The organism is Paenibacillus sp. FSL P2-0089 (genome assembly GCF_038595095.1).
Taxonomy (GTDB): Bacteria; Bacillota; Bacilli; order Paenibacillales; family Paenibacillaceae; genus Paenibacillus_AQ; species Paenibacillus_AQ silagei.
The window spans coordinates 6,373,512-6,387,149 of the sequence record NZ_CP152006.1; the positions used below are offsets into that span (position 1 = coordinate 6,373,512).

Here is a 13,638-nt window from a genome sequence, read left to right on the forward strand (position 1 = left end):
ATGCACCCGTCAGTCAGAAGCGATTATATACAAAAAGGTGTTCCGCTGCCGGCATGGCTGCGGAACACCTGTGAATTCACTTGCTTATCTCTTGCTACTTGCCGCGGTAAGCTTCGGTGAAGACCTCGAAGAACGGTGTCGTGTCCCGCTCTGCCATCGTGTCCTCCGCCCCCGGATTCCAGCCGATCTCCTTCCGCCAGCTGCCCAGCCGGCCGGATTCAATCAGCTCCTGCTCATCCGGGTTCGCAGACTTATCTGCCTGCGGTGCCACATACAATGCATCGACAGGACAATAAGCTTCGCACATGAAGCAGGTCTGGCAATCCTCCTGGCGGGCAATGACGGCAAGCTTGCCCTCCATCGCGAAGACATTCGTCGGACAGACCTTCACGCACAGCCTGCAGCCGATGCAGCGGTCCTGGCTAACCAGCTCAATCATATGGCCCGCTCCTCTCCCGGAATCCGCAGCTCATGGGCATGAGGCACACTTTCCGTGCGGATACCGATCGTATTAACGCCGGAGAGAATCAGGCGGTGGGTCTGGCGCGGGTCCAGCGCCGGATACTCGGCCAGGCGCTGCAGGCCGCGGCTCTCCTTGCGGGCCAGCGCAGCGGTGTAAATCCAGCGGCCGACATTCAGCATAGCGGCCGCTTCACGTGACTGCACGATGCCCTGAACCGTGGCAGGCACCTGCCCGCCCAGCTCGGGCATCAGGCGGTTCAGGCGCTGCAGGGCGGCAGCGACTACGGGCTCGCTGCGGAAGTAATTGATCCGCAGCGGCAGGATCTCCTGCTGGACCGCCGCGATCAGCGGCTTCGCGTCCAGCGTCCGTGAGGTGCCGGCGCCAGCCGGCATCCCGTAGCGGCCCGCCGCGCGGAGCATCCGGCGCTCCGCCGGATGCGGCTGCTGCAGAGCGAGCCGCGCCGCGCTTCGTCCTGCCCAGCTGCCGCTGCAGATGGCCCAGGATGCATTGTAGGCGCCGCCGCCGGAGATGGCGCCGGTCACTTTCTCGCGGGAGGCGGCGTCGCCTGCCGCATACAGCCCCGGCACCGAGGTTTCACACCCGGTGCCGGTCAGGCGCAGGCCGCCCGTTCCGCGCATCGTGCCTTCATAGCGGAGCGTAAGCGGAAATTTATCCTTGAACGGATTAATCCCCGCCCGCTCCAGCGGCATGAAGAAGATCGGGTGGGCATTGCGGAGGAATTCCTGCTTCTCGTTCGTATCAGCCAAATCCAGAGAAGCATAGACCGGGCCCTTCAGCATCAGCTCGGGAATGCTGCCGAAGGTGCGGTCGCCCCGGTGCAGCGGCCTTCCCGCAGCATCATACAGCGTGGCCCAAGCCAGCATGCGCCCGCGGGTGACCGTTCCATCCGCGAAGCTCGGAGCATATTGCCGGGTGAATTCCATGCCCGACAGCTCGGCACCGGCTTCGGCTGACATCAGCAGCCCTTCACCGGTAAGCACATTACAGCCCAGCCCCTTGCTGAGGAAGGCGCAGCCGCCCGTAGCCATAATCACCGCATTCGCCTTCACTTCCCAGCTCTCTCCGGTCAGGCGGTTGATTCCGCGGGCGCCACCCACGCCGTGCTGATCATGGAGCAGCTCCAGCGCCGGCGATTGATCCCAGATGCGCACTCCCGCCTTGCGCACCACTCTGCGCATAATCTTCATGTATTCGGGGCCATGCAGATGCGTCCGCAGCGGCCGGCCCTCCTCATCCTTCGGGAAGGGATACCCCCATTCCTCTACCAGCTGCAGATTCTCCTCGACCTGATCCAGCACACGGTATATCCAGGCATTCTCTGAGAGATAGCCGCCGGCCTTAAGTCTGTCCTGCACGGCCTGCTCCCGCAGCTCGGCTACCGGCGGAATCACCAGCAGCGTCGTTCCCCCCGGCGCGGTAGCCCCGCTGGTTCCGAGATATCCCTTATCGGCCAGAATCACCTTCGCTCCCTGAGAAGCTGCACTCCATGCCGCCCATGCTCCGGCCGGGCCTCCACCCAGCACTAGAACATCTGTTGTAGCCTGCTGTTGCTGCGGCATTCCGCTTCCTCCTCTTCACGGTTCTTTGAAATGTAGAAATAAGCTCAGGCCAGCTTCTCCTGCAAAAATGCTATCGTCGAGGTGACAGCCTCATTCAGCGCAGAGGTGGAGCCTTCGTACGGATCTACCGTTCCGAAGGTATGGTCTGCACCCCGGATGCTCAGGTACCGGTGCTGCGGCGCTTGCTCCCTGAAGACTGCATGCTGCAGCAGCAGGGCATCACGGTCCTGATCACCCTGAATCAGCAGCGCAGCAGCCGATACTCTGCTGAGCGCTTCCTCCAGATTGAAACGCTCCTTATTCCGCAGCTGATCCTCCCTGACCGCCTGCTCCTGCGGCGTAAGCGCCACAGTACCTTCACCCTGCCGTGGCTGCGGTGCAGCACCGCCGTTCCAGACTGCCAGCGCCTTCACCTCAGGATGCTCTGCCGCGAACAGGATGTTGCTCCCGCCTGCACGGCTATGCCCCAGAACCGCTATCCGCTCCGTGTCGGCTAGCCCGGCAAGCGGCAGCCTGCCTTCAAGCAGGCTATGGAGCAACTGCTCCAGATCCGCCAGCTCCCTGCTCAGCGTGGCCGCTTCGGCTGCTTCCTCCGGGCTGATCCCGTCAGCATCACGGGCAGCGATACGCGAGAAATTGAAGCTTACAGTGTAGAACCCGCTTCCGGCAATTCTGCCGGAGACCTCCGGCCAGAACGCCCAATCTTTATGCCCTCTGAAGCCATGGCTGATCAGGAGTACGGGCTTCGGTGCCGTTCCCGCAGGGACCCGTACCTCACCTTCCAGATACAGCCCATTCTCCAGCGGCAGCTTGAAATGTTCAATAGTTAAGGTTTCATGAGACATCGGCATTCCCTCCGTTTCCCTATGTTGAATTACTTGAGCTGCCAATCGCTGATATTGAAATCCTTCTTGGCCAGCTTCTCATCGACGAGGAAGTTCTTGGTGCCCTCCAGCAGCTTAATGCCGTCATCTGTGAAGGCTGTATCCTTGATATCACTGATTGGATTGACCTGCTTCGCGAGTTCCGGGGTGGTATCTCCGATCTCTGCCAGGAATGCATAATATTCATCTTCATGCTGCTTCAGGTCGGCCAGTGCCTTCTCCCGGGCCGCATTCCAGACCTTGGGGAAATCCGGGAATTTCGCAAGGTACTCCTCTGACACTACGGTAGCGCTGCTACCGAGCAGATCCGGATGCTGCGAGGCATCATCCAAATGGGTGTACCCCTGCTCAATCTGCTTAAGCGCCGCCACACCGTTATTGGTGGTCGCGTCTACATCGCCGCGGGCCAGTGCTGCGCTTGCATCGGGAATCAGCATGTGAACCAGCTTATAATCAGTTACGCCCTCCTGCTTCAGCAAGCCGACTACATAACGGTGCATAAACGAACCTTTTTGGATGGCAATCGTCTTGCCCTTCAGGTCCTGCACCGTCTTCGGCCCGTCCTTCTTGCCGATCAGATAACCGACTGTATGCGCTGAAGTCTGGGCGATCAGCCGGGTCTTGGCTCCTGAGGCGTAGGCGATAATCGCCGGGGTATCCCCGAGGCTGCCGAAATCAAGTCTTCCGCTGATTAAGGATTCCGTCTGATCCGGCCCGTTCGGGAAGCCTGTCAGCTTGATTTCGGTAATTCCGTATGGTTTCAGCTCTTCCTGAATAATGCCCTTGTAAAGGCCCCAGCCTTCCGCGCCTCCCGGCAGATTCAGCTTATTGGAGCCGATGTAGCCGAAATTCAGCACGGCCGGAACATTGCTTGCAGCCTTACCTCCAGCCGCTTCAGCGGTATTGGTACCTCCACTGCCTGCTGCCGAGTTGCTCCCCGAGCCTGTATTATTGCCGCAAGCCTGTAGTACCAGCATGATCATCACCACACCTGTAATCAGCGTGAGGCGCCCCCTTTTGTTCCATACACCCTTAATCTCTCTGTACAATCTGCTCATTGCTGTATTCTCCCCTCAGTCGTCTACTGGATGTTGTTCACGCATATCTGAAATCAGAATCCTGCCCGGGCCGCCAGCTTCACCATGAAGTCATGACTAGCCACCGGCTGTCTGCCCTTGCCCCAGCCCACCTTCTCGCGGTAGCCGCCAAGCAGGCCTTGCTGCTCCAGCTCCGCCTCTGTAATGCCGGTAATCTCCTCGGAATCCGGAGCGACATACAGCGCGTCCACCGGGCAATACAGCTCACACATGAAGCAGGTCTGGCAGTCGCTCTGCCGGGCTATCACGGGAATTCCGTTCTCTACCCGGTCGAATACGTTGGTCGGGCAGACGGATACACATTGGTTGCATTCTACGCACCGCTCAGCGCTGATGACTTCAATCACAACAATACACTCTCCTTCGCTACCTCTTCTGGCTTCACCCATACCTGATCCAGTCCGCCGCTGATTAAGCGGTGATGCTGGCTGTCATCACTTCCCTTGAAGTCCTCCCGTTTGTGCATTCCCCGGGTCTCGGTGCGGGCCAGTGCAGAGTTGTACATCCAGCGTGCCGTTGCCGTCATCGCTTCAGCTTCACGCGCCTTCACGCCTTCCGGCGTGCGCTGGATTTCCCGGCTGCGCTGCTCTTTCCATAGTCCGTCCAGACGTTCCAGCGAAGACGCCAGCCCCTGCTCTGTACGGAACAAATTGATATCGTACGCTTTGACTTCTGCCTGCACAGCCTCCACATATTCTGCAGTTCTGGCCGCCGCTCCCGCCTTCACCTCCTGGTGAACCAGCGGTGAAGAGGATAACCCGACAGGTGCGCGGTGATCCGCATGCCGGCCGAGTCCGGCTGCATAGGCGGCTGCCCCTTCTCCGGCAAAGGAGCCGGAGGACATCGCCCAAGCTGCATTATGGCTGCCGCCTCCGGTGAATCCGCCGCAGATCAGCTCGCGGGTGGCGGCATCCCCCGCTGCGTACAGGCCGGGAACGCCTGTACCGCATTGCTCATCCGTTATTCTGATGCCGCCTGTCCCCCGGACGGTCCCCTCCAGCCGCAGAGTTACCGGGAAGAGGTCCTTGAAGGGATTGATCCCCCGCCGGTCAAACGGCAGGAAGAAGTTGGTCTGCGCCACCCGCAGCAGCGGCTGCAAAGCCTCGTCAGCTCCGTCAAGCTTCGCGAACACCTGGCGGCCCGCCAGCAGATTCCTGGCAATTACCGAGCGGCCCTTCTTAGAGCCCGCTCCTTCCACCACGCTGCCGTCCTCGTAATAGAAGCTGGCATAGCTGTAATACGCCGTCTTCGTCACCGAGGAGAAGGTCGGGCAGATCGCATAGGCATTGGAGAACTCCATGCCGGACAGGCTTGCCCCTGCTTCAGCAGCGAATAAGTAACCATCACCCGTCAGGACGTTGCAGCCCAGCGCCTTACTGAGGAAAGCGCAGCCCCCGGTAGCGATAACTACCGCCCCGGCATGCACACTCCAAGCTTCTCCGTTCTGGGTCTGCACGCCGGCCGCTCCGGCTACCCCGTGCTCATCGGCGAGCAGCTCCAGCACGGGACTGTGGTCCAGAATCTTCACACCTGCCTTCTTCACCAGCTTGCGCATCAGACGCATATATTCAGGTCCCTGCAGGCCCCGCCGGTATGGATTGCCTTCCTCATCCACCGGGAACGGATAGCCGCTGACGCCCAGTCTGTTCATATTCTCATAAGTACGGTCCAGCACCCGGTCCATCCAGCGGTGCTCTGCCAGCTTACCGCCCATAGCATAACGGCTGGCCTTCGCGGCCTCGCGCAGCTCCTCCTCCGGCTTCACGTACCATACTCCTGTGCCCGACGGGGCAGTCGCGCCGCTGGAGCCGCAGTATCCTTTATCGGCCAGAATCACCTTCACTCCCTTGGCTGCGGCTGTAAGTGCAGCCCATGTTCCTGCCGGACCTCCGCCGATTACCAGTACATCTGCCGTCAGTTTCAATGCTTCCTTCAGTGCCGGTTGGCTCATGTGTTGTTGCCCCCTTGGTTTCATTAGCGTTAGCGTTTCATTAGCCCGTCTTCAACCTTGATAGCTGTCACGCCAGTACAGGAATTTGCGTTCGATGACGCGGAATAGAGAATCGATTAGCTTCCCGACCACGGCGAAAATAAGTATTCCGACAAAAATCACTGCCGTATTGGAATTCTGCTTCGCTTCATTAATGAGAAATCCAACCCCGGACTGTGATCCGATCAGTTCAGCAACCACCAGACCGATCCAGGCCACAGCCATCGACAGGCGCAGTCCCAGGAGAATGCCGGGCAGCGCAGCCGGCAGGATCAGCCGCCGCACCTTCTGCAGTGGACTGAAGCCCAGTACCCGGGCCACTTCGAACAACTTGTTATCCACTCCCCGGATGCCCATGAAGGTATTAACATAGAGCGGGAAGAAGGAGCCGCTCATGATAATCACCACCTTCGAGATCTCGCCGAAGCCAAACCACAGAATAATTAGCGGGGCAATCGCCAGATGCGGAACCAGCCGCAGAATCTGAACACTCGGATCCAGCAGATAGGCTGCGCTGCGGAACAGGCCGGTCAATGTCCCCAGCAGCAAGCCGAGAATACCTCCAATCAGGAACCCGACGCCCGCCCGTCCAATGCTGACACCCACATGATGGACGAGTTCTCCCTTAACGGTCAGATCCGCAAATGCAGAGAGGATCGTCAGCGGTGCCGGAAGAAACTCCGGCGAGATCCAGCCTGCGCTCCCGGCAAGCTGCCACACGGCCAGCACCGCTACGGGAATGGCTGCCCCGGCTCCCCAGTCATACAGAAGCTTTTTCCAGAATACTGAATCTGTCTTTCTCTTGTTGTTAGCCGTAGTAATTGAAGCAGTTCCGCTATAATCACGGGCTTCCCTTACCCCCTTGGCTGTCTTGATTATGGCTTCGATCCCTTCACTCATGCTGTTCTTCCCCTCCTATCCCTGATAACTGTCCCGCCACCGGAGCAGATGCTGTTCAATCAGGCGGACAATCGTGTCACTCAGCAGTCCGACAGCGGCAAATACAATAATTCCGACAAATACAACAGGCGTATCGGCAAACTGGCGGGCATCTGACATCATGTAGCCGATCCCCGAGGTAGAAGCAATAAGCTCCGCAACCACCAGTCCCAGCCAGGAGAGTCCCAGCGACAAACGTACGCCGAGCATAATATTCGGCACCGCCGCAGGCAGCACCAGCCTTACAATCTGCTTCCCTCTGCTGAAGCCAAGCACTCTGGCTACCTCAAACAGCTTGTTATCCGTCCCGCGTATACCGATAAAGGTATTGATATAGACTGGGAAAAACGCCCCTTTGGCAATCAGCAGCACCTTGGATTCTTCGCCGATGCCGAACCAGAGAATGAACAGCGGCACCACGGCAAGGCTCGGAATCATCCGGATCATTTGCAGCGAGGGGTCCAGCAGCTTCTCCGACCGGCGGAATAATCCGACCAGGATGCCGAAGAACAGACCGAGCCCGCCCCCAAGCAGAAATCCTGACAATGCCCGCACGACACTAATTCTCAGGTTGCTCCATAAATCCCCGGTAGACGCCAGCGTAATGAACGACTGGGCAATCGTATAAGGTGTCGGGAACAGCATCTCCGAGATCACTCCGTAATAGCCCAGAATCTGCCACAGGATCAGCACCCCTGCCGGAAGCAGCAGCCCCAGACCGGCAATGACCACTTTTCCAGGTCCATCAGGCTGTCCGGTTTTTCCGGCATTCCCTACAGCTACAGTCCGCTCTGCCATGGCTGTCCCTCCTTCTGAATTAATTAATATATTCGCATGGATTAAGTCGGATATAAATCAACACTTACCCTCACTTTTCCATAATAAGCATTTGGATTCACTTTATATTCCGGCCCCGTCCTTCAGCTCAAGCTCCTCCACCTTCTCGAAGTAATTCAATACCTTGAGCCGCAGCTCTTGAAAGGAGGTTGTTGTTTTGGAGCGCGGATACGGCAGGTCTATGGGAACGATCTTACGGATTCGGCCGGGACGAGGCTCCAGAATCACCACCCGGTTCCCCAGGAACACGGCTTCATCTATATCATGGGTCACAAAAATCATCGTCGTCCGGTTCCGCTGCCAAATGTCGAGCAGCACCGACTGCATATGCGCCCGCGTAAAAGCATCCAGCGCACCAAAGGGCTCATCCAGCAGCAGAACCTTGGGACTGCGCAGCAGCGCCCGGGCAATCGCTACCCGCTGGGCCATCCCGCCCGACAGCTCACGGGGATAGGACTTCTCGAAGCCGCCGAGCTTCACCAGCTCAATCAGCTCATCTACCCGCTGCCGGATATCCGGCCTGCCCAGCGGCAGATCCGAGGCAATATTCTTCTCTACCGTAAGCCAGGGAAACAAGCGGTGCTCCTGAAAAATAAACCCCTTATCGATTCCCGGCCCGCTGATCGCTTCCCCCTCCAGGGTAACACTGCCGGTATAGCCGGTATCCAGACCGGCAATGATGCGCAGCAGGGTGCTTTTGCCGCAGCCGCTGGGTCCAATCACCGTGATGAACTCCCCCTCCTGCACCTCCAGCTCGACATCCTCCAGCGCCTGCACCTTGCCTCCAGCGGTATCAAAGTGCTTATTCAGTTCTGTGATAGACAACAAAGCCTCTCCCATCTCTGCTCCTCCTTCTGGCTGAATTCCCTTAGCAACAAAAAAACAGAGGGACCTCGCGCAACAATCACGCAGGCACCTCTGTATGAACAGTCGGTAAAATATAATCCAAAGTAAGTTGATTGGAATTTGTAAATTTAAAATATCATCCATCAGGTAATCTGTCAATAAAAATACACAATATCCAGGCGGATTAATTTGATTTACTGCTGACATTCTTCTGAAACTATGAAACAGTAACGATGAACCAGACAATGTTAATAGCTAATCGCAAACTTCCACTCATATACTTACAATTAGTAAGTAATTGTGATATACTGGGCTATATCCTTGCACTAACGGACAAGCTTAAAAGATAACTGCTGCTCACCATTCTGGATGATAAGGGGTCTGTACCATGAACAATCAAGGGAATACACAAGCTAATGCGCAAGCAAATACACAAGCGGATGCTCAAGAAAAAGAAGCAAGCCTGCCGGAGTTTGAATTCGGCATTTATACATTGGGCGATATTGTTACCGACTGCCATACAGGGCAGCGGATCAGCCCCGCCCAACGCCTGCAGGAAGTCATTGCAGCCGCGAAGCTGGCCGATGAAGCCGGACTGGATGTATTCGGCGTAGGCGAGCATCACCGGCTGGATTTCGTAATCTCATCGGTGCCCGTTGTCCTGGCAGCTATTGCCCAGGTTACACAGCGGATCAAGCTTACCAGCGCTACGACCGTGCTAAGTACCATTGATCCGGTCCGTGTCTTCGAGGATTTCGCCACCCTGGACCTCTTGTCTGGCGGTCGGGCCGAGATCATTGCCGGACGCGGCGCTTTTCTGGAATCCTTCCCGCTGTTCGGCTACGAGCTGGAAGATTACAAGCAGCTGTTCAGCGAGAATCTCGACCTGCTGCTCACACTGAACCAGCATGAAGTCATGAACTGGAAGGGCAAATTCCGCTCCCCGCTGCATAACGCCGAGATCGCTCCACGTCCGCTGCAGCAGAGACTGCCGCTCTCGGTCGGCATCGGCGGTTCAGCCGAAAGTGCTGAGAAGGCCGGGGCCCTTGGCATAGGCATGGCTATCGCTATCCTGAGCGGCAGCCCGGAGCCCTTCCAGAATCTGGCCGGCACCTACCGCCGCGCCGGGGCAGCCGCCGGCCACCAGCCGGAGGACCTGAAGATCGCCATCACCAGCCATGGCTACATCGCCAAGACCTCTCAGCAGGCACTGGATGAGTATTACCCTTATTACTACAGCTACCGTAATGCGATCAGCCCGCGCCCCGGTCAGGAGTACCGGATCTCCCGCAGCGAGTTCGGCCGGTTCACCTCGCCGGACAACACCCTGGCCGTGGGCAGCCCGCAGCAGATTATCGAGAAGATTCTCTATCAGCATGAGCTGTTCGGCCATAACCGCTTCATGACCCAGCTCGACATCGGCGGCCTGCCTTACGCCAAAGTAGCCGCCGCTATCGAGCTGCTCGCCACCGAGGTCGCCCCGGTGGTGCGCCGCGAGGTTGCGAAGAAGCAGCGCGGAATTTCCTCCGCGCAATAGGGGCCATTGCGCTGGATGGGGCGCCGCCTAACTGATTGGCTCATTTAACTAACATCTGTTGGATTCAGGGGCACTTGTGCTCCTGATTCGCTCATTTAGCCAACTTTTGCTCGATTCAGGGGCACTTGTGCTCCTGATTCGCTCATTTAGCCAACTTTTGCTCGATTCAGGGGCACTTGTGCTCCTGATTCGCTCATTTAGCCAACTTTTGCTCGATTCAGGTGCACTTGTGCTCCTCATTCGCTCATTTAGCTAACTTGCACTCCTCATCCAGCCCACTTTCGGCGCCACCAATGGGATTTATCCCTCTAATTTCCTCGTCCGCCCCACTTTCAGCACCACCAAAGGGATTTATCCCTTTAATTCCCCCATCCAGCCCACTATTCAGCGTCATCAATGGGATTTATCCCGTTAATTCCCCCGTCCAGCCCACTTTTCAGCGTCATCAATGGGATTTATCCCTTTAATTTCCCCGTCCAGCCCACTTTTCAGCGTCATCAATGGGATTTATCCCTTTCATTTCCCCATCCAGCCCACTTTCAGCGCCACCAATGGGATTTATCCCTTTCATTTCTCCATCCAGCCCGCTCCCAGCGGAGTCCACATATCACCCTAATTCCTTATATTAGTTTGAGTTCAAGACCCGGCTGACGGAGGATGCCACGGATGTGAGTGAGCAAGCCCATCAGGAGAGCGCATAACTTCGCATTCCCTAAGTCGTTGGCCGCCGTTCCTCAAACAGCAAAAAAAGCCCCCAGCGATTGCTGGGGACCTGTTCAATAGTATGATTTAGCCAATGTTCAGGCAAATGAAGGCTTGTTATTATCCACTTTACCGCTGACCAGCTTCTTGTACTCGTCGTCTCCACCCTCCACGGATGGTGCCAAATAGACGCTTGACGCTGAGGGCGTAAGCTTGGGGCCGGATTTGCGTCTGGAGCGGCCTTTGCCTCCCGCGCTGTTGCCGTCACCGCTTGCAGACCGGCGGACAGTACTGGATACACTAACGGCATTCTTCATATTCTTCATCCTGTTAGTCCCCTCCCACTAAATGATTGACGGTGCGGAACAAATCCCGGTTATAGGCCACGACTGCTGTAATATCCTCTCCCGATAATCTCTGATTTCCCGAGAAGTGCACGGACAGCACATGGTTCTCCCCTAAAGGATAGCATAGGATATATACCTCCGCAACTTCCGTACGCTGTAAAAAAGTCCATTCTTTTGCCAGAAAAGCATCCAGCACCCCCGGCTTCACACTTCCGTCCTCGAAGGCGGCGAACGGATACATCTGCCCGCGTCCCACATTGCCGCCGACCTGCTTCAGGCCCGCTTCCGCTTCGGCCCGCCACATGGCGGCTCCGATGACCCGGCAATCCTCCGGGGGCAGGAATGAATTGCGGACGGCTTCGCTCAGTGCCTGATATTTCTCGGCTGCCTGGGGTGGCGTTACATTATTATTATATTGCCAAAAGAAGTGAAGGATACTTTCTTTTCGCCTAAGCTCTGCCCGAAGCTGCAACATCTCTACAGCCGGGTCGTGGTACATCCCCTGCGCCTGAATACTGTCGATGATCTTGCCGCAGCTCACATCCACCGCTGCTGTAACATTCTCGTGCTGCCACTCATATTCCAGCGGGGTTAGTCCCGACAGATCCGACAGCAGATGATACTCTTCCACATTCTCACCCGGAATCAGATCACTGCGCGCGGGTACCTGATCCGGCAGCAGGCAGAAGACCCGGCCGCGCCGCAGCCGCGCCCAGAACAGGCCCATTTCGAACTGGGTGTTGTCCCGGGTCACATAATAATATTTACCCCTAATCCGGGCTACATCATCCGGCGAGAACACAAAGACGGCAAAATCGCTGATATCCAGATTCCGCTCCAGCGCTTCCATGGTGTATTCATTCGGCCGGAAAGCAGCGGCATACCACGGATGGACCTCAGCGGTCCGCTTCAGCTGTTCGTGGATAGCCCTGGCATAGCGGATAGATTCTCTGGAAGAACCAATGAATAATCTAGGTCTGATCACGGCGGCACTCCTTTGTCTGTTTCCCCAATATGTAATAATTATACAGACATTTCCTGCCAACGAATAGGGCTTCAAGCGATATTCAACAGCCGTATGGGAAGATGAGAGTACTGTAATCATCATCGTTGTTATCGGTAGTTGGAATAGGTATTTATCTTCAATTTTAAATTTTCGGTATTCTCCTGCCGATGAAACGGGTAATAGATTGTTATCTCTCCGGGAAATGAGGATTTATTTGTATGCGACAAAAATTACATACTGCAGTCCTGTCAGCCTGTCTGCTGACTTCATCCATACTGGCACCTGTCCTGCCGTCTTCTACCGCTTATGCTGCAACTGCTTACACGGCCAAAGTGTTCGCCAGCTCTCTGAATGTACGCAGTGAGCCTGCTGCAAACGCTGCGGTCACAGGCTCTCTGGCTGCCGGAGCCACCGTTACCGTCACTGAAGAGCAGCATGGCTGGCTCAAGGTACGGGCCGGTGCTGTCTCCGGCTGGGTAGCCGGTTATTATCTGAAGCGTACCAGCGGAAGCTCGTCCACCAGCACTTCTTCCGCCAGCACCTCTTCCAGCTCCACCGCCTCCAAGGCATCTGCCAAGACGGCGGTTAAGACCACCTCGGCCTCCAGCGGAACGGCTGTCGTGACCGCGTCTTCCCTGCGCATCCGCAGCGGGCCGGGAACCGGCTATGAGGTGGTCGGTTCCCTGCAATCCGGCAACAAGGTGACACTCCTGCTCCGGCAGGGAGAGTGGTCGCGGGTCCGCACCGCCGGAGGAACGGTCGGCTGGGTATCCTCCGGGTATCTGTCAGGCGGAACCGTCCGCAGCGCAAGCACGGTCAGCTCAAATAGCCAGACTCCGAGTGTGGTACGGAAATCCGGCAGTATCCGGGGCAAGCTGATCATAGTGGACCCCGGCCACGGCGGCACCGATCCGGGCATGCTCGGGACAACCTATAACACGATGGAGAAGGATCTGACGCTCCAGACCTCCCTGTATCTGCGGGATTATCTGACCGCCAAGGGAGCCAGAGTGGAGATGACCCGGACCCGCGGGGACCAGAAGCCTGCGCTCTCCCAGCGGGTGCAGCTTGGGCGGCAGCTCGGTGCGGACGCTTTTGTCAGCATTCATTATAATTCATCACCGAAGAATGTCTCCGGCACGCTGACCTTCTTCTATTCGCAGCAGAACGACCTGCGGCTGGCCCGGGCAGTGGAGACCCGGCTGGGTGAGGGCATCGGCCTGCGCAGCAACGGCCTCTCCTTCGGCGACTATCATATTCTGCGGGAGAACCCGCTGCCGGCCACCCTGGTAGAGCTGGGCTTCCTGTCGAACCCGTACGACGAAGCAATTGTACGCAAGGCGTCTTATCAGCGGAAGGCGGCTCAGGCGGTCGCTGAGGGAGTGGCCGATTATTTCAACAAGTAGATTG

13 protein-coding genes are annotated in these 13,638 nt (G+C 57.2%); 2 read left to right on the plus strand and 11 right to left on the minus strand.

The annotated features are described in order from the left end of the window. Nucleotides 1-94: 94 nt before the first annotated feature. From NST69_RS26810 to NST69_RS26850, 9 genes are all read right to left on the minus strand, one after another. A complete protein-coding gene (locus NST69_RS26810) occupies nucleotides 95-439 on the minus strand; it encodes a ferredoxin family protein (protein WP_076084645.1) in 345 nt (114 codons plus the stop codon). Then, nucleotides 436-2,043, minus strand: coding sequence for an FAD-binding protein (locus NST69_RS26815; RefSeq protein ID WP_342547565.1), 1,608 nt, complete (start codon nucleotides 2,041-2,043; stop codon nucleotides 436-438). The genes NST69_RS26810 and NST69_RS26815 overlap by 4 nt, the downstream gene beginning before the upstream one ends. Before the next feature lie 44 nt (nucleotides 2,044-2,087). Beyond that, nucleotides 2,088-2,888 (minus strand): dienelactone hydrolase family protein, encoded by an 801-nt coding sequence (locus NST69_RS26820; protein WP_342547566.1) that lies wholly within the window; start codon nucleotides 2,886-2,888, stop codon nucleotides 2,088-2,090. A gap of 29 nt (nucleotides 2,889-2,917) precedes the next feature. Then, on the minus strand, nucleotides 2,918-3,985 hold the full coding sequence (locus NST69_RS26825; protein ID WP_342547567.1) for an ABC transporter substrate-binding protein: 1,068 nt from the start codon (nucleotides 3,983-3,985) through the stop codon (nucleotides 2,918-2,920). Nucleotides 3,986-4,038: 53 nt separating this feature from the next. Further along, a complete protein-coding gene (locus tag NST69_RS26830) occupies nucleotides 4,039-4,371 on the minus strand; it encodes a ferredoxin family protein (protein WP_342547568.1) in 333 nt (110 codons plus the stop codon). Next, nucleotides 4,368-5,975 (minus strand): FAD-binding protein, encoded by a 1,608-nt coding sequence (locus NST69_RS26835; RefSeq protein ID WP_342547569.1) that lies wholly within the window; start codon nucleotides 5,973-5,975, stop codon nucleotides 4,368-4,370. Before NST69_RS26835 ends, NST69_RS26830 begins: the two co-directional genes overlap by 4 nt. A gap of 51 nt (nucleotides 5,976-6,026) precedes the next feature. Continuing rightward, nucleotides 6,027-6,914 carry an ABC transporter permease gene (locus NST69_RS26840; protein WP_342547570.1) on the minus strand — a complete coding sequence of 296 codons (888 nt, stop codon included), beginning with the start codon at nucleotides 6,912-6,914 and terminating at the stop codon, nucleotides 6,027-6,029. A 15-nt stretch (nucleotides 6,915-6,929) separates the two neighbouring features. After that, nucleotides 6,930-7,751, minus strand: a complete 822-nt coding sequence (locus NST69_RS26845) for an ABC transporter permease (protein ID WP_342547571.1) — start codon at nucleotides 7,749-7,751, stop codon at nucleotides 6,930-6,932. A gap of 102 nt (nucleotides 7,752-7,853) precedes the next feature. Beyond that, nucleotides 7,854-8,630 (minus strand): ABC transporter ATP-binding protein, encoded by a 777-nt coding sequence (locus tag NST69_RS26850; protein WP_342547572.1) that lies wholly within the window; start codon nucleotides 8,628-8,630, stop codon nucleotides 7,854-7,856. Nucleotides 8,631-9,024: 394 nt separating this feature from the next. On the opposite strand from NST69_RS26850, the gene NST69_RS26855 reads away from it, so the two are divergent. Continuing rightward, the gene (locus NST69_RS26855) at nucleotides 9,025-10,173 is read left to right on the plus strand and encodes an LLM class flavin-dependent oxidoreductase (protein WP_209876710.1); all 1,149 of its coding nucleotides are present in this window, start codon (nucleotides 9,025-9,027) and stop codon (nucleotides 10,171-10,173) included. 800 nt (nucleotides 10,174-10,973) lie between these two features. On the opposite strand, the gene NST69_RS26860 is transcribed toward NST69_RS26855, so the two are convergent. Beyond that, nucleotides 10,974-11,201, minus strand: coding sequence for a hypothetical protein (locus NST69_RS26860; RefSeq protein WP_036730425.1), 228 nt, complete (start codon nucleotides 11,199-11,201; stop codon nucleotides 10,974-10,976). A gap of 4 nt (nucleotides 11,202-11,205) precedes the next feature. Beyond that, nucleotides 11,206-12,207 (minus strand): TIR domain-containing protein, encoded by a 1,002-nt coding sequence (locus tag NST69_RS26865; RefSeq protein WP_342547573.1) that lies wholly within the window; start codon nucleotides 12,205-12,207, stop codon nucleotides 11,206-11,208. Nucleotides 12,208-12,446: 239 nt separating this feature from the next. On the opposite strand from NST69_RS26865, the gene NST69_RS26870 reads away from it, so the two are divergent. After that, a complete protein-coding gene (locus tag NST69_RS26870; RefSeq protein WP_342547574.1) occupies nucleotides 12,447-13,634 on the plus strand; it encodes an N-acetylmuramoyl-L-alanine amidase in 1,188 nt (395 codons plus the stop codon). Nucleotides 13,635-13,638 lie beyond the last annotated feature (4 nt).

Coding starts and splice junctions, on each gene's coding strand:
- NST69_RS26810 (WP_076084645.1), bottom strand. CDS start 439: ATGATTGAGCTGGTTAGCCAGGACCGCTGCATCGGCTGCAGGCTGTGC.
- NST69_RS26815 (WP_342547565.1), bottom strand. CDS start 2,043: ATGCCGCAGCAACAGCAGGCTACAACAGATGTTCTAGTGCTGGGTGGA.
- NST69_RS26820 (WP_342547566.1), bottom strand. CDS start 2,888: ATGTCTCATGAAACCTTAACTATTGAACATTTCAAGCTGCCGCTGGAG.
- NST69_RS26825 (WP_342547567.1), bottom strand. CDS start 3,985: ATGAGCAGATTGTACAGAGAGATTAAGGGTGTATGGAACAAAAGGGGG.
- NST69_RS26835 (WP_342547569.1), bottom strand. CDS start 5,975: ATGAGCCAACCGGCACTGAAGGAAGCATTGAAACTGACGGCAGATGTA.
- NST69_RS26840 (WP_342547570.1), bottom strand. CDS start 6,914: ATGAGTGAAGGGATCGAAGCCATAATCAAGACAGCCAAGGGGGTAAGG.
- NST69_RS26845 (WP_342547571.1), bottom strand. CDS start 7,751: ATGGCAGAGCGGACTGTAGCTGTAGGGAATGCCGGAAAAACCGGACAG.
- NST69_RS26850 (WP_342547572.1), bottom strand. CDS start 8,630: ATGGGAGAGGCTTTGTTGTCTATCACAGAACTGAATAAGCACTTTGAT.
- NST69_RS26855 (WP_209876710.1), top strand. CDS start 9,025: ATGAACAATCAAGGGAATACACAAGCTAATGCGCAAGCAAATACACAA.
- NST69_RS26860 (WP_036730425.1), bottom strand. CDS start 11,201: ATGAAGAATATGAAGAATGCCGTTAGTGTATCCAGTACTGTCCGCCGG.
- NST69_RS26870 (WP_342547574.1), top strand. CDS start 12,447: ATGCGACAAAAATTACATACTGCAGTCCTGTCAGCCTGTCTGCTGACT.